Annotated in this window: 15 protein-coding genes; 10 read left to right on the top strand and 5 right to left on the bottom strand. The window is 52.1% G+C overall.

Annotated features, from left to right (window positions below; all coding sequences use genetic code 11):
* The first annotated feature begins 160 nt into the window (after positions 1 to 160).
* From NSQ22_RS09725 to NSQ22_RS09715, 3 genes are all read left to right on the top strand, one after another.
* Positions 161 to 1,177, top strand: a complete 1,017-nt coding sequence (locus tag NSQ22_RS09725) for a 2-oxoacid:acceptor oxidoreductase family protein (protein ID WP_172825306.1) — start codon at positions 161 to 163, stop codon at positions 1,175 to 1,177.
* Positions 1,168 to 3,462: a thiamine pyrophosphate-dependent enzyme gene (locus NSQ22_RS09720; RefSeq protein WP_339263363.1), complete on the top strand. Its 2,295-nt coding sequence runs from the start codon at positions 1,168 to 1,170 to the stop codon at positions 3,460 to 3,462. Before NSQ22_RS09725 ends, NSQ22_RS09720 begins: the two co-directional genes overlap by 10 nt.
* Before the next feature lie 139 nt (positions 3,463 to 3,601).
* Complete coding sequence (locus tag NSQ22_RS09715; RefSeq protein ID WP_008880127.1) at positions 3,602 to 4,132, top strand: hemerythrin domain-containing protein; 531 nt, start codon at positions 3,602 to 3,604, stop codon at positions 4,130 to 4,132.
* A gap of 242 nt (positions 4,133 to 4,374) precedes the next feature.
* Here the strand turns inward: NSQ22_RS09715 and narI are convergent, their stop codons facing one another.
* Genes narI through NSQ22_RS09695 form a run of 4 tightly spaced genes read right to left on the bottom strand, consistent with a single transcriptional unit; the run spans position 4,375 to position 10,829 of the window.
* Positions 4,375 to 5,079 carry a respiratory nitrate reductase subunit gamma gene (gene narI / locus NSQ22_RS09710; protein WP_008880128.1) on the bottom strand — a complete coding sequence of 235 codons (705 nt, stop codon included), beginning with the start codon at positions 5,077 to 5,079 and terminating at the stop codon, positions 4,375 to 4,377.
* Positions 5,055 to 5,630, bottom strand: coding sequence for a nitrate reductase molybdenum cofactor assembly chaperone (narJ, locus tag NSQ22_RS09705; RefSeq protein WP_008880129.1), 576 nt, complete (start codon positions 5,628 to 5,630; stop codon positions 5,055 to 5,057). The genes narI and narJ overlap by 25 nt, the downstream gene beginning before the upstream one ends.
* A gap of 53 nt (positions 5,631 to 5,683) precedes the next feature.
* Positions 5,684 to 7,153 carry a nitrate reductase subunit beta gene (narH, locus tag NSQ22_RS09700; protein ID WP_029761275.1) on the bottom strand — a complete coding sequence of 490 codons (1,470 nt, stop codon included), beginning with the start codon at positions 7,151 to 7,153 and terminating at the stop codon, positions 5,684 to 5,686.
* Positions 7,143 to 10,829: a nitrate reductase subunit alpha gene (locus tag NSQ22_RS09695; protein ID WP_011887489.1), complete on the bottom strand. Its 3,687-nt coding sequence runs from the start codon at positions 10,827 to 10,829 to the stop codon at positions 7,143 to 7,145. Before NSQ22_RS09695 ends, narH begins: the two co-directional genes overlap by 11 nt.
* A 172-nt stretch (positions 10,830 to 11,001) precedes the next feature.
* Between NSQ22_RS09695 and NSQ22_RS09690 the strand changes: the two genes are divergently transcribed.
* The 7 genes from NSQ22_RS09690 (at position 11,002) to NSQ22_RS09660 (ending at position 20,494) form a co-directional block, all read left to right on the top strand.
* The gene (locus NSQ22_RS09690) at positions 11,002 to 11,505 is read left to right on the top strand and encodes a metal-dependent hydrolase (RefSeq protein WP_008880133.1); all 504 of its coding nucleotides are present in this window, start codon (positions 11,002 to 11,004) and stop codon (positions 11,503 to 11,505) included.
* 75 nt (positions 11,506 to 11,580) lie between these two features.
* Positions 11,581 to 12,330 carry an alpha/beta fold hydrolase gene (locus NSQ22_RS09685; protein WP_011887488.1) on the top strand — a complete coding sequence of 250 codons (750 nt, stop codon included), beginning with the start codon at positions 11,581 to 11,583 and terminating at the stop codon, positions 12,328 to 12,330.
* 392 nt (positions 12,331 to 12,722) lie between these two features.
* Entirely contained in the window at positions 12,723 to 16,883 is a 4,161-nt protein-coding gene (locus NSQ22_RS09680) for a tetratricopeptide repeat protein (RefSeq protein ID WP_339263361.1), read from the top strand.
* 82 nt (positions 16,884 to 16,965) lie between these two features.
* On the top strand, positions 16,966 to 17,229 hold the full coding sequence (locus tag NSQ22_RS09675; RefSeq protein ID WP_008880136.1) for a hypothetical protein: 264 nt from the start codon (positions 16,966 to 16,968) through the stop codon (positions 17,227 to 17,229).
* A 42-nt stretch (positions 17,230 to 17,271) separates the two neighbouring features.
* Entirely contained in the window at positions 17,272 to 18,021 is a 750-nt protein-coding gene (gene yidC, locus NSQ22_RS09670) for a membrane protein insertase YidC (protein WP_008880137.1), read from the top strand.
* Positions 18,022 to 18,388: 367 nt separating this feature from the next.
* The gene (locus tag NSQ22_RS09665) at positions 18,389 to 18,940 is read left to right on the top strand and encodes an isochorismatase family cysteine hydrolase (RefSeq protein WP_011887485.1); all 552 of its coding nucleotides are present in this window, start codon (positions 18,389 to 18,391) and stop codon (positions 18,938 to 18,940) included.
* Between the two features lie 81 nt (positions 18,941 to 19,021).
* Positions 19,022 to 20,494 (top strand): nicotinate phosphoribosyltransferase, encoded by a 1,473-nt coding sequence (locus tag NSQ22_RS09660; RefSeq protein ID WP_008880139.1) that lies wholly within the window; start codon positions 19,022 to 19,024, stop codon positions 20,492 to 20,494.
* Positions 20,495 to 20,681: 187 nt separating this feature from the next.
* On the opposite strand, the gene pepF is transcribed toward NSQ22_RS09660, so the two are convergent.
* Complete coding sequence (gene pepF, locus NSQ22_RS09655) at positions 20,682 to 22,532, bottom strand: oligoendopeptidase F (RefSeq protein ID WP_087960041.1); 1,851 nt, start codon at positions 22,530 to 22,532, stop codon at positions 20,682 to 20,684.
* Between the last annotated feature and the right edge of the window lie 28 nt (positions 22,533 to 22,560).

The following is a 22,560-nucleotide window of genomic DNA, read 5'->3' as shown; positions in this document are numbered from 1 at the left end:
TATCAATTGTCCCATCTGTTATATAAGAAGTTATCTTGTTATTCACTGTTTTATATTACGTGTTTCACCAAAATCTACAAACTGTTTGATTTTTGTCACAGTTTTTCGAACATTTTCCACTTATAATAAAACTGGGGATGTATTTTTCACATGGGAGGGGATGACGATGCTGCCAAAGACGAATGAGCAAGGTTTTTTTGAGATTCGCCTCGAGTCGATCGGCGGGTTGGGGGCGAACTTGGCGGGGAAAATGTTCGCTGAGGCTGGCGTGTTGTGGTCGGGGCTGAATGGGGCGAACTTTTCTTCGTACGGTTCCGAGAAAAAAGGAACACCGGTCAAAAGCTTTATCCGCTTTTGCGAGCCGCATATTGAAATTCGTGATCATAGTCCGATCGCCACTCCACACGTCATTGGTGTGTTTCATGAGGCACTCGCCAAAATGGTCGATGTGACGAGCGGTCTTGTCGCTGACGGAACGGCCGTCGTGAATTCAACGCGCGAGTTCGATGACATTCGCCGCGATTTACGCCTGCCTTACGGGACGTTGGTGATAGTCGATGCGCTCGGCATCGCTGTCGAGGAGCGAGTGAAAATCAACATGCCGATGGTAGGGGCGCTGTTGCGCGTTTGTTCTTTTATCCAACCGGAAGCGATGGAGACGGTCATTCGCCGGACGTTCGCCACAAAAGCGCCGCATCTCGTCGAAGCAAATATTCGCGCTTTTCGTCGCGGGTATGAGGAAGTGCGGATTCAAGCATCTCCCGCTCCGACGGAGGAAAGAACGTTCGTCCGTCCTAGCCCTCGATTTGGATATGAAACACAGCTGATCGGCGGTGTGATTGTCGCTGGCGGAAATAGTTTGTTGAAAAATGTAAGCGGTTCCCGTCAAGGGTTTTTGCCACGTTGGGAAGCCGACAAATGTATTCATTGTGTCGCCTGTGACAACGTCTGTCCCGATCTTTGCTTCGTTTGGGAGGAACGGGTGGACAAAAAAGGGCGCAAACAGATGTTTTTAGCTGGCATTGACTATCAATATTGCAAAGGTTGTTTAAAATGTGTCGAAGCGTGTCCGACGGCTGCGCTTGTGGCCGAACGGGAAGTGCCGGGATTTGCCGAAGCACATTCCTTGAAACATTCGTTTTCGTTTATGAAAGGGGGAATGGAAGCATGGCAATGATTGAAAAAGATGTTGAGATGGCCAACCAAGCAGTACAAGAGATGACGTTTGCCTCCGGCAATGAAATGGCGGCGTTAGCGGCGAGTCAAATTAACTATCACATTATGGGTTACTTCCCAATCACGCCGTCAACGGAAATCGCCCAGCTGCTTGATCAAATGAAAGGGCGGGGCGAACATGAAACGATGCTCATTCCAGCGGATGGTGAGCACGGTTCAGCCGGGATTTGCTACGGCGCGTCGCTCATGGGGGCGCGCGTGCTGAACGCCACGAGTGCCAACGGGCTGATGTACATGCTTGAACAACTGCCAGTGCAATCAGGCACCCGCTTTCCGATGGTATTGAATCTCGTCACCCGCTCGGTCAGCGGTCCGCTCGATATTCACGGCGACCATTCCGATTTGTATTTTACGCTCAACACCGGCTGGGTTGTGCTGCTAGCCCGCACGCCGCAAGCCGTTTACGATATGAACGTCATGGCGCTCAGAATCGCCGAACATGAGGACGTCCGCCTGCCGGTCATCATCGCGTATGACGGGTTTTTCACCTCACATCAAAAACGGAAAGTGCATTATTTCCGCGATCGTGAAACGGTGCAGGCGTTCATCGGTCCGCGCAAAGAAGGGTTCCCGACAGCAGCCGATCCGAAACGCCCTGTGACGATCGGAGCACATATGGGCGGCGATGATTTGATCAACAACCATTATCAACAGTCTGTCGCCTTGTACCGGGCTGGCGACGTATTCCGGCAAGTGGCCGCGGAATATGAAAAATGGTCGGGGCGTCGCTATGAGCCGCTCGATTTATACCGGATGGAAGATGCCGAAGTGGCGCTGTTTTTGCTCAACTCGGCGGCAGAGACGGCGAAAGACGTAGCCGACCGCCTGCGAAAACAAGGGATAAAAGCGGGCGTCATCAGTCCGAACATTATTCGCCCGTTCCCGGCCGAGGAGATCCGCCAAGCGCTAAAACATGTGAAAGCACTGTTGATCGGTGAGCGGGCCGATTCGTACGGGGCGCACGGGGCGAATATGACGCATGAAGTGAAAGCGGCACTGCAGGAAGACCGCGATAATCAGACGATCGTATTAAGCCGTGTTTACGGCCTTGGCGGCAAAGATTTTTACGCCGAAGACGCTGAAGCATTGTTCCGGATGGCCATTGATGCGATGGAAAAAGGAAAAGCGGAAAAAACGTTTGACTATTTCGGCCACGTGCCTGGACGTCTTGAGCAGCAACCGAAACGGCTGCTTGAACCGATCCATGGCGATGCGTTCCGCAGCGGGCTCATCCACGTGACGGTCGATGACAAAACGAAACGGCTAAACGTCAAAATTCCGCCGCTGCGGGCGCTGACCGCCAAGCCGAAGCGTCTTGCCCCAGGGCATGGGGCATGCCCAGGATGCGGCATTTTCCCGGGGCTCGAGCTGTTTTTCAAAGGAATTGAAGGCGATATCGTCGTCTTGTTCCAAACCGGATGCGCGTACGTCGTTTCAGCCGCGTATCCGTACAGCTCGCATAAACAAACGATGGTGCACAATTTGTTCCAAAACGGGGCGGCAACGCTCTCGGGCATGGTTGAAGCGTTCTTCGAACTGAAGCGGCGCGGCGAGCTTAATGTCTCGGATGATGTCACGTTTGTCATGGTCACCGGTGACGGCGGGATGGACATCGGCATGGGGTCCGCCATCGGGACGGCGCTACGCAACCATAAGCTGATCATCATTGAATATGATAACGAAGGTTATATGAACACCGGGGCACAAATGTCGTACTCGACCCCGATGGGCCATATGACCACAACAACCGGGGTTGGAAAAGGACAACGTGGAAAATCGTTCCATCATAAAGATACGCCGCAAATTATGGCAGCAACGAACATCCCGTACGTTTTCACCGGGACAGAAGCGTTTCCGCAAGACTTGGTGAAAAAAGCGGCGAAAGCGCAATGGTACGCGCAGCATGAAGGAACGGTGTATGGTAAGCTGCTCATTACTTGTCCGCTCAACTGGAAATCGGAGGAGCGGTACGGGGAAACCATTTTGCAGGCAGCGGTGAATTCATGCTTTTTCCCGCTGTATGAAGTGGAGCGGGGGAAAACGACGATTACGTACAATCCAGAAGCAAAAGGACGCCGCATCCCGTTAAGTGAATGGCTAAAATATATGGGAAAAACGAAGCATTTGCTTCGGGAAGAAAACAAAGATTTGCTGCGCGAGTTGGAGGAGGAAGTGGAACGGAGATGGACGATCTTAAAAGCGAAGCATGAACATCCGTATCTATAAAAGGGTGTCGCAGCACGCTGTGCGCGTGCTGTTTTTTTATGCTTGCCCTTTGGTTGGTGTGATATGGCTCACAACGGGGAAGAGGATGCGCACGGTATAATGGAGACAACGAACAGATCATCAAAAGGGGGAAACGTTGATGCATTCATTTTGTCATATGGGCGGCCCTGAAGGGGTAAAGCTATGCGCTGGCTTGGCGCAATTAAAACAGGAACACGGCCCGCTGCGCGTCCAAATGGAGCAGCTACTCGCTACAGCGGAAGCGATCGGACAAGGGGCAGATGACCGCAACTGGCGCGAGCCGCTCGCCGAATTGAGAGAAAAAGTCGAATCGTTCGTCTCGGTTTTAGATCCGCATTCAGAGCGGGAAGAGGGAGTGTTGTTCCCGATGATGGCCGAGTACATCGGGCGGACGACCGGACCAATCGCCGTCATGGAATACGAACACGAACAGGCAAAAGCACGTCTTTCCATGTTTTTAGAAAAAGCTGCCCAACTGCCAGAGAAAGTTGACACCGATCAGGCGTTGACGCTCGCTGGCGCGGTCATTGAGGCGCATCATATTTTGGATGAGCATTTCATGAAAGAAGAAAATGTGCTCTTCCCGATGGCCGAGCGGCTGTTGTCGGACGAGGAGAAAGAGGAACTGTTTGTGCGCATTAATGAGTAACGAATGGAAAACGGGATGCCTCCTGATTGAGAGCATCCCGTTTTTTGTTTGTATTTCATTCATGGTGTGATCTTGTTGGCGGATGGTGATGGATGATTGTTGGGATATGAACGCGTATGTTTCTTTATTTCAGCTGCTATCAAGGTTGAAGAGCCGCAGTCGTATAAGAAGGCGAGGGCAACTTGTCCTCGCCTGCTCCATGATCGCCGTGTTTGGCGTTCCTGGTGTAGCTCGCCGCTCGCTCATTGAGCGCGTTTGAACGGTTCTGCTTGTTTTGGCATTCGCTTGCGATAAACGACATAGCTGCGCTGCAAGTAGCGGATCGGAAAGCTGAACACGTGAACGAGACGGGTGAATGGCCACGAAGCGAACAAGCCGAACGCGGCGAGAATATGGATTTGAAACCAAAGCGGCACCGTTTCCATATAGGCTGGGTTCGGACGGAACGTAAGAAGGCCACGGAACCACGGGCCGATCGTCGTCCGGTAGTCAAACCCGTGCGAATCGACGTTCAGAAATGTCGATGATAGTCCGCTGGCGATGACGATGGCTAAAAATCCGAGCGCCACCCAGTCACCAGTGCTGCTTGTCGCCCGCACACGTTTCACCGTGAGGCGGCGACGGAAAAGGATCACTAAACCGACGAGCGCGGCCAAGCCGGCTGGGATGCCGCCCGCCAAGGCGATGACGTGGTACATCTCTTCGGTGATGCCTAACGCTGTATAAAATGATTCAGGAATGAGAATTCCCATCACGTGACCGACGAAAACGAACAAGATACCCCAGTGAAAGAGAAGGCTTCCAAGGCGCAACTGCCGTTTTTCGAGCAGTTCGCTTGATTTTGATGTCCAGCCGAACTGGTCGCGTTGGTAGCGCCAAATATGGCCAGCAATAAAGAGCACAAGCGACAAATAAGGAACAATTACCCAGAGAAATTGACGAGCCATGCCGTTGCACTTCCTTTCGGTATCGGCGTGACGCCGAGTTGAGTAAAGGTAAGGTTGAGCGTTTCAAATAGCTGTACGTACGGGCTGCCCGCGGCTGCCAACCGCTCGCCGATTTCGCGGATATGGTCGGCATAATCGGCGAGCAAGGAGATGGCATGAGGTTCCTCCGCATAGGCGAGAAATTCAAGCATAAGCGGCAAGTAGTCGGGCAGTTCGTGCTCGGAGACGGTGAATCCGGCCGCCTCGTAACGTGCTTTTAAGGCGACGAGTTCGATTCCGCGCTCCCGTTGTTCACCATTTGTCATATACGTAAGATACAAATTCGTTTTTTTGCCGAAGTCAAATGTTTCGACATATTGCTCCATCCGATCTCGAGCCGGAGTGGCTGCAAGCTGCTCGGCAACCGCCAAAAGCGGCGTGCGGACGGTTTCATCTTCGAGCGAACGGATGGCTTCCAAGTAGTCAGGAAGCGATTCAGCCCACTGTTCGTCCGGATAGGACAACAAATAGGACACACATAAAAAGATGGTTTGCCGTTGTTCGCTGTTCATCATGCATCCTCCATTTTCGTTGTTTGAGGGGAAGGGGGCGAAGCCCGCCCTCATCAAAGCGTGCCGCAAGCGCCCGGACCGCCGGCAAATGCGAGCCCACAGCTGCCTTGTTCGGTGTAGAGATCCGCTACTTCCTCGCGGTGTGACGCCGGGATGACAAAGCGATCTTCGTATTTGGCGATCGCGAGCAAGCGGTACATCTCTTCGATGTCCTCATGGCTTAAGCCGAGTGACTCGATGAGACGAATGTCCGGCTGTTTGTTCGTCTGTTTCGCCCTCATGTACGAACGCATCGCCGCCATTTTTTTCAATGTCGTGCGGATGTGCGCTGTATCGCCGGCCGTCAGCAAATTCGCCAAATATTCGATCGGAATGCGCATTTCATCAATGGCTGGGAAGATGTCATCGGCGTTCGCGCCGCTTCCTTTTCCTTCGATCGTATTCATGATCGGGCTTAACGGTGGAATGTACCATACCATTGGCAGTGTCCGATATTCCGGGTGCAGCGGCAAAGCGATTTTCCAGTCAACGATCATTTTGTAAATCGGCGAGCGCTGCGCCGCTGCAATCCATTCGTCCGGAATGCCGGCTTTTTTCGCTTCTGCGATGACAGTCGGATCGTTTGGGTCAAGGAAAATATCAAGTTGGGCGTGATACAGCTGTTTCTCATCTGTGACGCTCGCCGCTTCCTTCACTTTATCCGCGTCATACAGCATGACGCCGATGTAACGGATGCGGCCGACACATGTTTCCGAGCAAATTGTCGGCAAGCCGGCTTCGATGCGCGGGAAACAGAGCGTGCATTTTTCCGCTTTGTTCGTTTGCCAGTTGAAATATACTTTTTTGTACGGGCAGCTGGTGACGCAATATCGCCAAGCGCGGCAGGCGTTTTGGTCGACGAGGACGATGCCGTCCTCGTCGCGTTTGTACATAGCGCCCGATGGGCAGCTCGATACGCATGACGGATTGAGACAATGTTCACAAATGCGCGGCAAATACATCATAAAGACATCTTCGAATTCTGCTTGGATCGCCTGCTCCATTTTGACAACGTTCGGGTCGCGCAAGCCGGTGACATGGGCCCCGGCCAAGTCGTCTTCCCAGTTCGGTCCCCACGATACTTCCATCCATTCACCGGTGATGGCCGATTTCGGCCGGGCAACCGGCTGATACCGCTTTTGCGGGCTGTTCGTCAACGTTTCGTAGTCGTAGTTCCATGGTTCGTAGTAATCGTCGATCGTCGGCTGGTACGGGTTGTAGAACAAATTGACGAGCCGCATGGCTTTCGGGCCGGATTTAAGCCGCAATTCGCCGTCTTTTAATTCCCAGCCGCCTTTATATTTATCTTGATCTTCCCACTGTTTCGGATAGCCGATCCCCGGCTTTGTTTCCACGTTGTTAAAGTACATATATTCGGCGCCGGGCCGGTTTGTCCATGTGTTTTTGCATGTGACGCTGCACGTATGGCAGCCGATACATTTATCCAAATTCATGACCATGCCGACTTGCGCTTTAATCTTCAAGCCAATCAACCTCCTCTAATTTGCGGATGACAACGAACAAGTCGCGTTGGTTGCCCGTCGGTCCGTAATAGTTGAATCCGTAGCTTAACTGCGCGTATCCGCCGATCATATGCGTCGGTTTCACATGGATGCGTGTCGGGCTGTTGTGCGTGCCGCCGCGGTTGTTCGTCAGCTTCGTGCCCGGCACGTTAATATGGCGGTCTTGCGCGTGGTGCATAAACGCCATGCCGCGCGGGAGACGGTGCGAGACGACGGCGCGGGCGACGACAACGCCGTTTTCGTTGAAACATTCGATCCAGTCGTTGTCTGTAATGCCGGCTTCGGCTGCGTCGTCTTTGTTCATCCAGACGGTCGGTCCGCCGCGGAACAATGTCAACATTGGCAGCGAATCGAAATACATGCTGTGAATCGACCATTTGTTATGCGGTGTCAAATAGTTTAAGACGACCTCTTTTCCGTTTTCCGTCGGCCGTTTGTTCGAGAATGGGCGGTGCGGCAAGACTGGCTTGAACGTTGCCATCGTTTCACCGAACTCGTGCATCAGTTCATGGTCGATGTAAAACGACTGTCTGCCGGTCAGTGTCCGCCACGGAATGAGCCGTTCGACGTTCGTCGTAAACGGCGAGTAACGCCGTCCGCCTTTTTCCGAACCGCTAAAGGCCGGTGAAGTGATGACCGTTTTCGGCTGAGCGGTGATTTGTTCAAACGTGAAGCACTCTTCTTCGCGTTCTTTCGCCAAGTCAGCAAGCTCCAAATTCGTCTTTTTCTCGAGCGCTTCCCATGCTTTGACGGCCATTTTTCCGTTTGTGGTCGACGACAGCGTCAAAATCGCTTCAGCTGCTTTTTTCGCTTCGCTAATGTCCGGGCAACCATCGGCGATGGAAGCGCGTCGGACAGTGCCAAGCCGGCGTTTCAGCTGTTCGTATTCGTCTTTCGCCGTCCAGGCGATCCCTTTTGTACCGATCGGCTGGCGGGCGACATTCGGACCTAAAGCGGTCATTTGGTCGTAAAGAAGGGTATAGTCGCGTTCAATGACGTGAATGTTCGGCATTGTTTTGCCCGGAATCGGTTCGATCTCGCCTTTGCTCCAGTCTTTCACTTCACCAAACGGCTGCGCCAGTTCTTGCGCCGTATCGTGCAAAAGCGGGGTGGCGACGACTTCTTTCATCGGCTTCAAGCCGGCTTGTTTGGCGACATCAGATACGGCTTTAGCGAGTGATTTGAAAATATCCCAGTCCGAGCGTGCTTCCCAGAGCGGAGGCACGGCTGGATTGAACGGATGGACGAACGGATGCATATCCGTGCTGCTTAAGTCATGTTTTTCATACCATGTCGCTGCCGGCAGGACGACATCGGAGTAGAGCGCTGTGCCGGCCATGCGGAAGTCCAAGTTGACAAGCAGATCGAGCTTGCCTTCCGGCGCTTCATCGCGCCAGCGGATTTCTTCCGGGCGCAGGCTGTCGCGGTCATCGTTTAACAAGCCGTTCGTCGTGCCAAGCAAATGTTTTAAGAAATATTCATGCCCTTTGCCGGAGCTTGAGATTAAGTTAGCGCGCCAAACGATCAAGTTGCGCGGGAAGTTCGCTTCATGATCCGGATCTTCGATAGCAAACTGCAATTCTTTATTTTTCAGCTGTTTCGCGACATAGGCGCCGATCTCTTCCGGCGTGCGAGCTCCATGGCTTACTGCTTCGTTATACAGCTCGATGCCATTTTTGTTAAACGTCGGGTACGACGGCAGCCAGCCGAGCCGGGCGGCCAAAACATTGTAATCGCCAGGGTGCGAATAGCGCGCTTTTTTAGCCAACGGCGAGATGAGTTCATCGATTGGCCGCTCTTCATAGCGCCATTGGTCAGTCGCAAAGTAGAAGAACGACGTGCCGTTTTGCAATTTTGCCGGTCCAACCCAGTCGCGAGCGGTGGCGATCGTCTGCCATCCTTCCGCTGGGCGCAGTTTCTCTTGCCCGACGTAATGGGCCCAACCGCCGCCGTTGACCCCTTGGGCGCCGACGAACAAGACAAGGTTCAGCACAGCGCGATAAATCGTATCCGAGTTAAACCAATGGTTAATGCCAGCACCGACGATGATCATCGACCGGCCGTTCGTGTCGATCGCATTGTCAGCAAACTCGCGGGCGATTTTCACGACAAGTTCGCGCTTGACGCCGGTGATGGCTTCTTGCCATGCCGGGGTGAACGGCACATCGTCATCGTACGAACGGGCGACTGTGCCGCCGATGCCGCGGTCGATGCCATAGTTGGCCAAAATCAAGTCATAGACGGTCGTGACGTAAACGTCTCCCGTTACGGTTTGCACTTTTTTCACTGGAACCGCGCGTTCGATCGTTTTTCCGCCGTCAGCGGTGAAATATGGAAGCTGAATCGAGATGACTTCATCTTCGCTCCCTAAAAACGACAGGCGTGGCTCAAGCGGCTGTTCTGTTTCCTCATCAACAAGACGCAAGTTCCATTTTCCTTTGTCTTCCCAGCGCGTGCCGATCGTTCCGTTCGGCACGGCAAACGAGTCGGTGTTCTCGTCGTAGATAACCGGCTTCCATTCAGCATTTTCGGTATGTTTGCCAAGATCTTTGGCCAACAAGAAGCGGCCGGCCGTCCATGCACCGCCGTCTTGTTTTAAAGTGACGATAAACGGAAAATCGGTGTACGTTTTTGCATATTGTTCAAAGTACGGGATAGTCCGTTTGACATAATATTCGTTTAAAATGACGTGCCCCATTGCCATAGCCAAAGCGCCGTCCGTTCCTTGTTTCACCGACAGCCAATCATCGGCAAATTTCGTCGACTCGGCGTAATCAGGGCTGACGGACACAACTTTCGTGCCGCGGTAGCGCACTTCAGCTAAAAAGTGAGCGTCCGGCGTCCGGGTGAGCGGGACATTTGAGCCCCACGTGATGATGTAACCGGCATTGTACCAGTCGCTTGATTCCGGCACGTCCGTTTGATCGCCCCAAATTTGCGGCGATGCCGGCGGCAAATCGGCGTACCAATCATAGAAGCTTAACATCGGTCCGCCCATCAGTTGCATAAACCGTGACCCAGCGGCATGACTGACCATCGACATCGCTGGGATCGGAGAGAAGCCGACATTGCGATCTGGGCCGTATTTTACGACCGTATATAATAAGGAAGCAGCGACAAGCGTCAATGCTTCGTCCCAGCTGACGCGCACGAATCCACCTTTCCCGCGCGCCTGTTTGTAGCGCTTTGCTTTTTCCCGGTCTTCGACGATGCTTTTCCACGCTTTTAGCGGATTGTTTGGGTAATAGGTAAGCGCCTCACGCCACATGTCAAGCAAGATGCCGCGAACATACGGGTATTTGACGCGCAGCGGGCTGTACATATACCATGAGAAGCTCGCGCCGCGCGGGCAGCCGCGTGGTTCAAAGTCTGGCATATCCGGTCCGGTCGACGGATAGTCGAGCTGCTGTCCTTCCCACGTGACAATGCCGTTTTTGACGTAAATGTTCCAACTGCATGACCCAGTACAGTTGACGCCATGAGTTGAACGGACGACTTTGTCGTGCTGCCAGCGTCGGCGGTATGCATCTTCCCAGGCGCGGTCGCCGTAGGTTACTTCGCTATGTCCATCGGCTTGACGCTCGATCGGACGAATATATTTGAAACGGTTAGCGAGTGGAGATCGTCTTCGCTTCATTTTGTTCACTCCTTAATTAGCGTTTTGTACTTTTAACTATAGCCATGATGTCAATAACGCGATGTTAATTTTGTCACATTTGGTCGCATTGTCACAAATTCGTCAAAGAAGCGAACAAATATTCTTTGTTATGGTATAATGGGAAAAACAAGGAAGTTTGAGGGGATGTTCGTTGCGGTATTCGAGTCATGTGATCGTTTCATTATGCCTCGGGGCGTCGGTATCCACGTATACGGCGCTTCCGTTTACTGCTGCCTATACGGCTGGTCTTGTCATCGGCAGCCTTCTTCCTGATATTGACGAGCCGTCGTCGTATGTCGGACGCCGTTCGTTTGGCGTCGCAAGTAAAGTCAAAGAAGCATTTGGCCATCGTGGCATGACGCATTCGTTCATCGTCTGGGGCGTGCTTGCTGCCCTCGTGTGGCGCGACTCATCGTCGCCGTTCGCCGCCGGGATCGTGCTTGGCTATTTGTTTCATATTATTGAAGACTTTTTTTCTGTCCAAGGGGTGCCTTTGTTTTGGCCGTTTTCTTCGAAGCGGTGGAAAGTGCCGCTTTATCGGACGGGAAAAGGGATGGAAAAAGTGTTGGTTTACGCTGCCTTAACCGGCTTCGTTTATTTCGTGGCCAACGGATTGTTCCGCGAGTGGTGGCAATCGATTTTATTCATTTGGTGAGAGGTTGAAAAAGGAAATGGAGATGGGGGCGGCGAATGTATATGGATGAAAAAGACAGATAAGGGAGAGGACACGATGAAAGAACGATATCCTGTACTTCCCGGCGCAGAGCCGTTTTACGCTGAAAACGGGCCGGTCGGGGTGCTGTTGTCGCACGGGTTCACGGGCACGCCACACAGCATGCGTCCGCTTGCTGAAGCGTATGCCCAAGCCGGTTATACCGTTTGCTTGCCGCGCTTAAAGGGGCATGGGACGCACTACGAAGACATGGAACGAACGACGTTCCACGATTGGATTGCCTCGGTCGAGGAAGGATATGAATGGCTGAAACAACGATGCCAAACCATTTTTGTCACCGGGCTGTCGATGGGTGGGACGCTCACGCTTTATTTGGCGGAACAGCACCCGGAGATTTGCGGCATCGTACCGATTAACGCCGCTGTCGATATTCCGGCCATCGCCGCTGGGATGACGGGTGGGGGCGAGGTGCCGAGGTATCTTGACTCGATCGGTTCAGATTTGAAAAATCCAGATGTGAAAGAATTATCATACGAGAAAACGCCAACTGCATCGCTCCTTCAGCTGGCTCAATTGATGGAGCATGTGAAAGAAGAGCTTGGACGCATTACGTGCCCGGCGTTGATTTTCGTTTCCGATGAAGACCATGTTGTGCCGCCTGGGAATGCCGATATCATTTTTCAAGGCGTTCAATCGTCAGAGAAAGAGATCGTCCGTCTTCACAACAGCTACCATGTAGCAACATTAGATTATGATCAGCAAACGATTATCGAACGGTCACTTCAGTTTTTCGCCAAACATGCTTGAACGCTCTCCCGTCTACGCTCACGCTGAGAAGGGGAGATCTTTTCCGTTCGCGATGATGCATGTGTCTGCTTGCGACCCATTCTGTCGAAAACAGGGTGGGTCATTTCTTGTTTCTTTGTCGTTATTTTTCTAAAAAAATATATGGTTGTTTTAGGTGGCTTGTTCTAAACTTATTACTAAAGTAGAAGGGGAAGAGAGAAGAACAAGATGGCTTCTTATCCTCTATTTTCTCTTATTTCGAAGAACAATGTGCGCAGGTAGGATCATGTATTTGTTCGAAACATCAGCGGTTTCAATGATATCGATTGACATTCATCTCCTACCGCCCGCAACCTACATATTCCTTAAGGAGGCAGCTTTTTGCCGGAACATGATAAAGGAGTTTTTGTTGCATGAACCATATTGAACATATCGCATCGCTCGTTGAAGAAAAACGAATTGTAGACGCCCTCGCTGAAGTGCGGCCACAGTTAGAAAAGGTCGGATTGTTTGGATGGCGGTCACTGTTGGCGTCATGGGACAGCATCGAACCGTTCCGGGTGCTCATCCGGCTGTTTGATTATGCGCTTATGTACCGCCATAGCGGGCTTATCGCCCGCTACGTCCACCGCAAGTTGAACACATTGCAGACGTTGGCTTGGGTGTGTGATGAATGGCTTGAGAACCGCCGGCCACTTGATGTTGAAGAGGCGCTCCTACCGCGCCTTGCCAAAGCGCTTCAAGGCAAGACCGACGAGCCCGACGAAGCAATCGCCCGGGCGGCGTTTACGTTAGTGCGCGCCTTGTTGGATATGCGGCGAGTCGATGAGGCACGTGAATGGATGAATGTGGTCTCCCGTTATGAGACGGTGTCGATCCATGACAAATGGGGCTATTTTTATATCGAAACCGGCGACCGGAAGCGAGCGGAACAAGTGATCCGCTCCGGGCTGGACGACTCGGAGCGCGGCGATATGTGCTATTTGCTTCTGGCTGACCTGTATGCGCTTGATGGCTGTCATCACGAGGCGTTGGCCGTTCTTGAGGAAGGAAGACGGCGTTTCCCGCAAGTGTTGTCGTTTTACGCGGAACGCGTGCGCCGCTTGCGTGATGTGCGCGCCTACCGTGAGGCGCTCACGGCGATGGAAGAGCTTGACCGCTTGAATCCACTTCATATGCATCGCCGTTATTTCGCCCATGTGCGCGCAGAACTGTATTATCAGCTAGAGGAATGGGAGAAGCTTGAGTCGTTGGTGAGAGCCGAGCCGAGGCTTGAGAAAACGCCGTACGCCCGCGCGCTTGGGCGGCAAAGGGAGCGGGCGGTCGTGCTGCCGCTTGTTTCAGTTGTTCAAAAGCATAACTATTGTGTGCCGGCGAGTTTAGAAATGATGCTTCGCTTGCTCGGTTCTCCCCGGACGCAAGATGAAGTGGCGGAGCATATTTTTGATGTGCGTGGTTCTAAATTATCAACGACGGTTCATTATTTGGAGAAGCTCGGGTTTGTTTGCCGCTTTTTCATCGGTTCACCACCGCACTGGAAGCGGCTCATTGATGAAGGGATTCCAGTGCTCTTGAGCGTTGATTACGAGCAGTCGTCGCACGTACAAGTGTTGTTTGGCTATGATGAGCGGCTCGGGGCGTTTTACGTGCAAGATCCAAACGTATTCGAACCCTTTGTCGTTCCAGAAGAAGAGCTCGAAAAATGGTACGCCGGGACGCATTATTTGTCGATTGTTGCGCTTCCCCGGGAAAAAGTTGCCCTTGCTGCGGAGCTTCCTATTGAGGAAGACCGTTATTTCCGGGAACTGCATGCCTTTGCGGAAAAGATGGATGAAGATGAACAGGCGTATTTCGATGCGTTTGTTGCTTTTTTGCGCCAGCATGAGCATATTCCGTACACATGGCTATATACGGTCAAACATTTTGGCAGTGATGAGGCGAAGACGCTTGTGCTTGACTATGCTGAGCGGGTTTTGGAACGATATCCCGAGCATAACGATTTATTGCTAGTAACAGCGAAAGCTTATGTTTATATACAAGAAATGGAGCGGGCGGAACAGGCGCTGAAACAGGCAAAAGGAAAAAGGCAAAGCCCACTGTACCATTACTTGCGCGGACGCATTGCCTTTTTTATGAGCCGCTATGAAGAAGCGGTCCGCCATTTTCGCGCTTCGCTTCAGCTTGATCCGGATCAGCCGGAAGTGTGGAGCTACACGGCGCTCGCTTCGGCATATGCTGGCTATACTGAAAGGGGGCTGGTTTGTTCACGCATCGCTGTCCATTTGCACCCGGGCGATCTGTTTATCGAAACGAACCATGGCTTGTTGTTGTTCCACGCGAAGCGTTTGGCTGAAGCGCGCAAATGGTTTGATCACCTCGTGCGCCGCGAGCGGCGCGACGCTCATCTTTGGTATGAGCGCGCCCGCTGTGATCTGGAGCTTGGCCACCGGCGTAAGGCCGAGCGCGGCTTTCGTGTTGCCAAGGCGCTCGATCCGCGGGAGCCGTACCCGTATGTCATGCTTGCTGACTTGTATGATGACGATGGTAAACGGGAACAGGCGAAAGCAGTGCTCAAAGAAGGGCTCGCGGCCGCGGAACGGTTGGCGCCGCTTTACGTTCGACTCGGCGACGCTTATATGGACGAAGGGGAGGTGGAACAGGCCGCCTCATGCTACGAAAAAGCCATTCGTCACGATGACAACGACGTGTTTGCCCATCTTGGGCTGGCATCTGCCCTGATGGAGCGCGGAAACGTTGAAGCGGCGAAACGGCACGTGATGGAACAGCGCACTCGTTTTGCCGATGATAGCGAATATTGGCTAAACGCCGGCAAGTGGCTATTGGTCCATGGGGTTGCCAATGAGGCGGAGGGAAAACAACTGGCGCTCTCATGGCTTGAGAACGGGCTTCGCCTCGCCGAATTTGATATCGAAGAAGTGTACGAGTTTTACATTGACCAGCTGACAACGCCAGCTCTTCGAGAGCGCGGCCGGACGTTTTTGGAACAGCTCATTGCCGCTCGTCCCGGCCTAGCTCCGGCTCATTCGGCCCTCGGTGTCCTTTACGAGCGGCAAAGCCGGCCGTCCAAGGCGATGGCAGTTTATCGAAAAGCCGCTGCCATGGGCCATCCGCTTTCATTATACCGGTTGGCGGAGCTGTGCAGCGCCCTCGGCCGCTACGAAGAGGCAAAACAGCATTATGAATCGTGTTTGGATGCCGATCCGTCGTTTGCCTTTTGCCATTTTCGTCTGGCCGCGCTATACGAGATGGAAGGAAATGAAGAGCAGCAGCACGCGCATTTGCTTGAGGCGGTCCGGCTTGCCCCGCTGCGTGCAGATATCGAATCGTTAGCGGCGCTCCTCGAGCCATCTGTGTTGCTTCAAGCGTTAGCCGATGCCCGCCGTCTGGCCGGGGATGTATGGTATTATGACAGCCTCGGGTATGTATACGGGGCGCTTGGGCGCGAAGATCAAGAAAAGATGGCCGTCGAGAAAGCACTTGCTCTTGAGCCGGATCACCGTGAAGCGCTTCGCCATTACGCGAATGTGCTTCACCAAGAAGGCCGTACGAAAGAGGCGATCGAGTTATTCGAACGATTGATGATGCATCATCCTGACGATGAATCGTTGTATTCGGCATATGTCGCTCTTTTTCCGAAAACCATGCGCGGTTTAGGAAAGCTTCGCCATCGGTTGGAGCGGCTAACCATCGATCGTCAAGAAAAAAGTGTTGTTTATCGAAATGCGGCCGCCGCTCTCCTTCCGTATTTGGAAGGAGAGCGGAACGAAAACGAGGCGGGGGCGCGCTGGTGGACAAAAGCGAAACAATGGGTTGGAAGAGTTTCTGTGCTTTCGATCGCCATGGATTTGTATGAGGAAGCGATCCGTCTCGACCGCGGCCATCACGAAGCCTATGGGCAGCTCGCCCGCCTTTATGCGGCTGCCGAGCTGGAGGGCGATGCTGTCAAAATGTGGCGCAAAGCGCTTGCTAACGTTTGGGATCCTTCGTTGGCGCGTGAATTTGTAGAATACTTATTGGCGGCTGATGATGTTCGAAAACGGCAAGAAGCACAGTCATGGCTTGATCGATTGCTCACGGACGAACCGGATGATTTGGAATTGCTCACATGGCAGGCGGTCATTTGGCTCAAGAGCGGACAACAGGAGAAAGCCGAGCGGCAATTGCAGGTGATCGTTGCTGAGGAGCCGCTTGCTCGCGAAGCATTTATGTTGCTTAGCGAACAATATATGGAGACCGGCCGCTACGCTGAAGCGGCAGCGCTTTGGGAGCATTGCGCCCATTGGTATGTTGAAGATACAGAATGGCACCTGCAGTTGGCCGCTATTTACGAGGAAATGGGGCATCTCAATCAGGCGCTTGCGACCATTGAACGGCATGCTCATGTGTCGGAAGATATCCACCTTCGTTACGAGCGCGCTCGCTATCTTTCACTTCTTGGGCGTTTCGATGAGGCGAAGCAAGAGCTCGATGCCGTGTGGGCGGCCGATGAGAGTGGAGAGTTTGCTGCGTTAGCGGCTGAGGAGCCGGCGTTTCATCGAATGAAACAAATGTGATGGATCATTGCTTTTCTTTTAAAAGAAAGTTTGGTATTGTTATGAGAAGAAGAGAATCGTCAGGCGGAAAGGAGGGGAATGCATGGAAGCGCCGATCGAGCTGCTTTGGTACATGTCACTTGTTGGTGTGCTGTTTGTCATCGTTAAAGGCTATATGGGCATACACCGGGTGACGAAATCGTTATCTTACGAATCGGCATGGACTACGGTTCGCGAGTATCGGGCAGGAGCAGCTACGGGTTTCGTTGCGCTTCCATCACGTCCGCTGTTTTTGCCGCAGCGACGGAAAATCCCCATTCGCGAACGGACGAACCGGACCGATGAGGATGGAAGGCCCTTTTCTTGATGAAACGACATGATTTTTTGACATGATCAAGGAGGGCTTTTCATGAAAAAATGGTTAGTAGTGTTGCTTAGTGTTGCCTTGCTTCTTTCTGGCTGCAGCTCGAATGAACCGATCGACGAACATAGCCAAGGGATTTGGAATCATTACTTTGTCTATCCGATGTCCAAGCTGTTGTTGACGTTTGGCCATTGGTTTGGCGACAACTACGGCATTGCCATTATCGTGTTGACGCTCATTGTCCGTTTTTGTTTGCTGCCGCTTATTTTGAAGCAGTTCCGCACCTCGATTGCTATGCAAAAGCTGCGCCCGGAGCTGTTGAAACTGCAAGAAAAATATAAAAGCAAAGACCCAGAAACACAACGCAAGCTCCAGCAAGAGATGGTTCAACTGTACCAAAAGCATGGGATCAATCCGGCGAGCGGTTGCCTGCCGGTACTTATCCAAATGCCGATTTTTATGGCGCTTTATTATGCGATTTCGCGGACGCAGGAAATCAAAACCCATTCGTTCTTATGGGTCGAACTCGGCCATCGCGATCCGTATTTCATTTTGCCGATTTTGGCGGCATTGACGACATTTCTCTCGCTTCGCCTGTCGCCATCCATGACTGAAGAACAAATGCCGCAAATGGCAATGATGTCCTACATCATGCCAGTGATGATTTTTATCGGTGCTAGCTCCGTTCCGTCGGCGCTGTCACTCTATTGGGTTGTCGGCGGTTGCTTCTCGATCATCCAATCGCTTATGTTGCGCAGCCAGCTGAAAGCAGCCAAAACGGCAGAAAACAGCTAACGACAATGAAATGAAACGATCCTCCGCTTCGCTTTTCGGATGAAAAGGGAAAGGAGGATCGTTTTTTATTTTTCTAGTTGCAGGCCCATCATACGCGCAGTTGGGCTCTCAGGCAAGAAAACGCTTTTACTGTTGTGATATAATATAGAAAACGCTAAAAAGGACGCGGCCGAGATGGAAACATCGCAACGAAGCCGTATCTCTTCCTGTCCAAAATATTCACATTTGGAAAGGAAAAGAGAATAGAATTTTTCAAAAACTAGACATGTTCAACTCAGAGCAAGAGGTGCTCTGTTCGGGAGATTCCGTTTGCTCGGATGTTGACTGCTTGGATACAGGAGAAGAAAAAAAGGGGGAGTGATGCAAAATGGGGAAAGCACTGATTAACATCGACTACACCGTTGATTTCATTGCCGATGACGGTGCGCTCACATGCGGGAAGCCGGGACAAGTGATTGAGGACGAGCTTGTGCGGGTAACGAAACAGTTTATTGACCATGGCGACTTTGTCGTTTTTGCCATTGACAAGCATACGGAAGAAGACCATTATCATCCGGAGACAAAGCTGTTTCCGCCGCATAATATCGAGGGGACGAAAGGACGGAAGCTGTATGGGGAGCTAGAGACGTTGTACCAAGCGAATAAGCATAAGAAGAATGTGTATTGGATGGATAAAACGCGCTACAGCGCGTTCGCCGGAACCGACTTAGAGCTGAAGTTGCGCGAGAGAGGCATCACGGAAGTGCATTTGGTCGGGTGCTGCACCGATATTTGCGTCCTTCATACGGCGGTTGATGCATACAACAAAGGATTTCGCATCGTCGTTTATCGGCGGGCGGTCGCGAGCTTTGATGCGGCCGGGCACGAGTGGGCGCTTCGGCATTTTCGCCATGCGCTAGGCGCAGAAATAGTGGAATAATGGTCGAAACATGGTAGAATAGACCGTGGACATTCTTTTTCATCCGGTGGCGTGTTCATTTGGTTGTTGGAGGTTGCAAAAATGGGTGGAACATATGCAGACGACAGTTTGATGCTCCATACGGACTTATATCAAATTAATATGGTTGAAACATATTGGGAAGACGGGATACACGAGCGCCGGGCCGTGTTTGAGGTGTTTTTTCGCAAGTTGCCGTTTGGCAACGGCTATGCCGTCTTTGCCGGGCTTGAGCGCGTGATACAGTTTTTGCAAGGATTCCGTTTTTCCGACAGCGATATCAATTATTTGCGCAATGAGCTTGGTTACCGCGACGATTTTTTGGACTATTTGCGGACGCTTCGCTTTACTGGTACGGTTCGTTCGATGAAGGAAGGAGAAATCGTCTTTGCCAACGAGCCAATTATGCGCATTGAAGCACCGCTTGCGGAGGCGCAGCTCATTGAAACAGCCATTTTAAACATCATCAATTTCCAGACGCTCATCGCTACGAAAGCGTCGCGCATTAAGCATATTCTCGGGGACGAACCAGCATTGGAGTTTGGCAGCCGCCGGGCGCAGGAGATGGACGCTGCTCTTTGGGGTGCGCGCGCGGCGTATATCGGCGGGATTGAAGCGACATCGAACGTGCGGGCCGGGAAGCTGTTTGGCATTCCAGTCGCCGGGACGCACGCTCATTCCATGATTCAAGCGTATCAAGACGAATACGTAGCATTTTACAAATATGCACGCCGCCATAAAGACTGCGTATTTCTTGTTGATACGTACGATACGTTAAAATCCGGGGTGCCGAACGCCATTCGCGTCGCTAAAGAGCTTGGTGATAAGATCAATTTCATCGGCATTCGCATTGACAGCGGCGATTTGGCTTATTTATCAAAAGAAGCGCGGAAAATGCTTGATGAGGCTGGGTTCCCGAACGCGAAAATTTTTGCTTCGAACGATTTGGATGAAGATACGATTTTAAACTTGAAATCGCAAGGGGCGAAAATCGACGTGTGGGGGATCGGCACGAAGCTGATCACGGCATACGACCAGCCGGCGTTAGGTGCGGTATATAAAATCGTAGCGATTGAAAACGAAGCCGGTGAGATGGTCGATACGATCAAAATCAGCGGCAATCCAGAAAAAGTGACGACGCCGGGGCTAAAGCGGGTGTATCGCATCGTCAATAAAATCAATCATAAAGCAGAGGGCGATTACATTGCCTTAGAAAGCGAAAACCCGCAGCAAGAAGAGCGGCTGAAAATGTTCCATCCGGTGTACACATTCATCAGCAAATTCGTCACGAATTTTGAAGCGCGCGACTTGCATGAAACGATTTTTGACAACGGCAAACTCGTTTACACATCGCCGCCGCTTCCGGACATTCAGGCATATGCGAAGGAGAGTTTACGTTTATTTTGGGAGGAATACAAACGAACGCTCAACCCGGAGCAATATCCCGTCGATTTGAGCCAAGCGTGCTGGGACAATAAGATGGAAAACATTCGTAAAGTAAAAGAAAAGATTGGGCACTCATCTGCAAACGAGTAAGCAACCACACCAGTTTCAAAGCTGTCAAAATAGAACAAGGTGTATGCTTACATAGTGCCAGGAGTGGAACGTGCCGACAACAAAGCGTTTGGCTGTCACTAGAACAAGCCCCGAGCTGAAAATAGCTAAGATGAAAGGGTTGTCAAGGAAAAAAGTGTCCCGCGTTGAAGCGGGGCACTTTTCCACATCACGGCTGTGTTTTTTGAGCTTGTAGCTGCTTGTCCAGTTCGTCAACGAGCTTAGCGAAATGACGCAAGACACGCTCGACTGGTTCGGAGCTTGTCATATCGACACCAGCTCGCTTGAGCAGGCGAAGCGGATCGTCTGACGTGCCGGATCGCAAAAACTGTTTGTACCGCTTCAACGCCTCGCCGCTTTTGTCGGCTTTGATGTCACTGACGATGGCATATGAGGCGGCGAGGGAGGTCGCATATTTGTATACATAAAACGCGTCATAAAAATGGGGGATGCGCAGCCAGCCGCGTGCGGCTCCCGGATCGGCGGCGTATGCCGGACCGTAATACGTTTTCAGCAACTCCAGCCAAAGATGGTTGAGTTCATCTGCCGTCAAGCTGCCGCCTTGACGCACTTTATCATGGATCACCCGTTCAAATTCAGAATACATCACTTGCGTGTACAACGTGCCGCGAATTTGCTCGATCTGTTCGATGAGCAGGCGGAACTTTTCCTCTTTTGTTTTCGCTTGTTTGTACAAATAATCAAGCATCAGCCATTCATTGGCAGTGGATGCCACTTCTGCGGTGAAAATCGAATGGCCGGAATAATGGTACGGCTGTGTGCGGTTCGTGTACACGGAATGCATGGCGTGCCCGAGCTCATGTGCCATCGTCAACACGCTGTCAAGCGATCCGTTGTAATTAAGCAAGATGAACGGATGGGTGTCATACGCTCCCGTATTGTAGCCGCCGGTATATTTTTTTGGGCGCGGGTAAACATCAAGCCATCGTTCCGTAAACGCTCGGTGTACATGCTCGATATAGTCGTCACCAAGCGGTCGGAGCCCTTCCAATAAGAGGGTTTTTGCCGTCTCCACAGGGATGGATTCCTCTGTTTTACCAGCGAGCGGCACATATAAGTCGTAGCTATGGACACGGTCGAGGCCGAGCGCCTGTTTTCGCAACTCAATATAACGATGAAGCGTTGGCAAGTGGCGATGGACGGCAGTGATCAAGTTGTCAAACACTTTCTTTGGCACATCGTCAGCAGCGAGTGCAGCGTCTAGGCCGGATGGATAGCGGCGAATTTCGGCATACAGCTCATCCGCTTTAACGGATGCGTATAGCGTCGCTGCAGCCGTCTGTTCAAGCGCCTCGTAGCTTTTGGCTTTTGCTTCAAACGCGGCTTTCCGGTAACGGCGGTCCGGATGCTGAAGGAGGGTGGCATAGTTATGATCCGTCAGTGTCACTGTTTTTCCGTCCGGCATGCGGACAGACGGCGGCTCGTAATCGCCGCGAGAAGCGTGGTCGTAAATGTTTTCCGCTTCGCCAAGAGCCGGCGCCAGTTTGGCGAGCAGTCGTTCCTCACGTTTTGTGAGCGTATGCGGCTTTTGTTCGCGCAGTTCGGTGAAGTAATAGCGATAGGCCTTGAGCGGCTTGCTGTTTTGGAGCTTTTTGAGCGTCTGCTCCGGAAGGGCGAGCAGCTCCGGCTCGATAAATGCGGTCTTTTCCGCATATTGAGTGGCGAGCGCTTTCACTTTTGCCTCAAGCTGGGCGGCTGTTTTGTCTTTAATGTTGAGGTCGCGTTTTAAATGGGCATAAAGCGACAGTTTTTCAAGCTTGCGGGCCGTTTGTTCATTCAAGGCGAACAGCTTGGCGATCGTTTTGGCATCGTTAAGTTTTCCTTCAAAGGCTGCCAGTTTCGGTAAAGCGTTGTTTACCGCTTGATAGTCGCGCATCCATTCCGCTTCGGACGGATAAATGTCGGCTAAATTCCATTCGTATGCCGTGTCAGCGGCCGACGTTGGCCATGGAATGGCCAAAAGAAGCATCGCCAACAGCGAGACGAGCCGGCGCTTCATATGATCACGTCCTTTCCGTTTTTTTCCT

Source organism: Geobacillus sp. FSL K6-3411 (genome assembly GCF_037965715.1).
GTDB classification, from domain to species: domain Bacteria; phylum Bacillota; class Bacilli; order Bacillales; family Anoxybacillaceae; genus Geobacillus; species Geobacillus thermodenitrificans.
The sequence above is the reverse complement of the archived record's forward strand: the minus strand, read 5'-3'. Positions and strand labels throughout refer to the sequence as shown.

Bases quoted from the DNA above. Each gene is read 5' to 3' on its own strand.
- NSQ22_RS09725 (WP_172825306.1), top strand. From the start codon at position 161: ATGACGATGCTGCCAAAGACGAATGAGCAAGGTTTTTTTGAGATTCGC.
- NSQ22_RS09720 (WP_339263363.1), top strand. From the start codon at position 1,168: ATGGCAATGATTGAAAAAGATGTTGAGATGGCCAACCAAGCAGTACAA.
- NSQ22_RS09715 (WP_008880127.1), top strand. From the start codon at position 3,602: ATGCATTCATTTTGTCATATGGGCGGCCCTGAAGGGGTAAAGCTATGC.
- narI (WP_008880128.1), bottom strand. From the start codon at position 5,079: ATGGCTCGTCAATTTCTCTGGGTAATTGTTCCTTATTTGTCGCTTGTG.
- narJ (WP_008880129.1), bottom strand. From the start codon at position 5,630: ATGAACAGCGAACAACGGCAAACCATCTTTTTATGTGTGTCCTATTTG.
- NSQ22_RS09695 (WP_011887489.1), bottom strand. From the start codon at position 10,829: ATGAAGCGAAGACGATCTCCACTCGCTAACCGTTTCAAATATATTCGT.
- NSQ22_RS09685 (WP_011887488.1), top strand. From the start codon at position 11,581: ATGAAAGAACGATATCCTGTACTTCCCGGCGCAGAGCCGTTTTACGCT.
- NSQ22_RS09680 (WP_339263361.1), top strand. From the start codon at position 12,723: ATGAACCATATTGAACATATCGCATCGCTCGTTGAAGAAAAACGAATT.
- NSQ22_RS09675 (WP_008880136.1), top strand. From the start codon at position 16,966: ATGGAAGCGCCGATCGAGCTGCTTTGGTACATGTCACTTGTTGGTGTG.
- yidC (WP_008880137.1), top strand. From the start codon at position 17,272: ATGAAAAAATGGTTAGTAGTGTTGCTTAGTGTTGCCTTGCTTCTTTCT.
- NSQ22_RS09665 (WP_011887485.1), top strand. From the start codon at position 18,389: ATGGGGAAAGCACTGATTAACATCGACTACACCGTTGATTTCATTGCC.
- NSQ22_RS09660 (WP_008880139.1), top strand. From the start codon at position 19,022: ATGGGTGGAACATATGCAGACGACAGTTTGATGCTCCATACGGACTTA.
- pepF (WP_087960041.1), bottom strand. From the start codon at position 22,532: ATGAAGCGCCGGCTCGTCTCGCTGTTGGCGATGCTTCTTTTGGCCATT.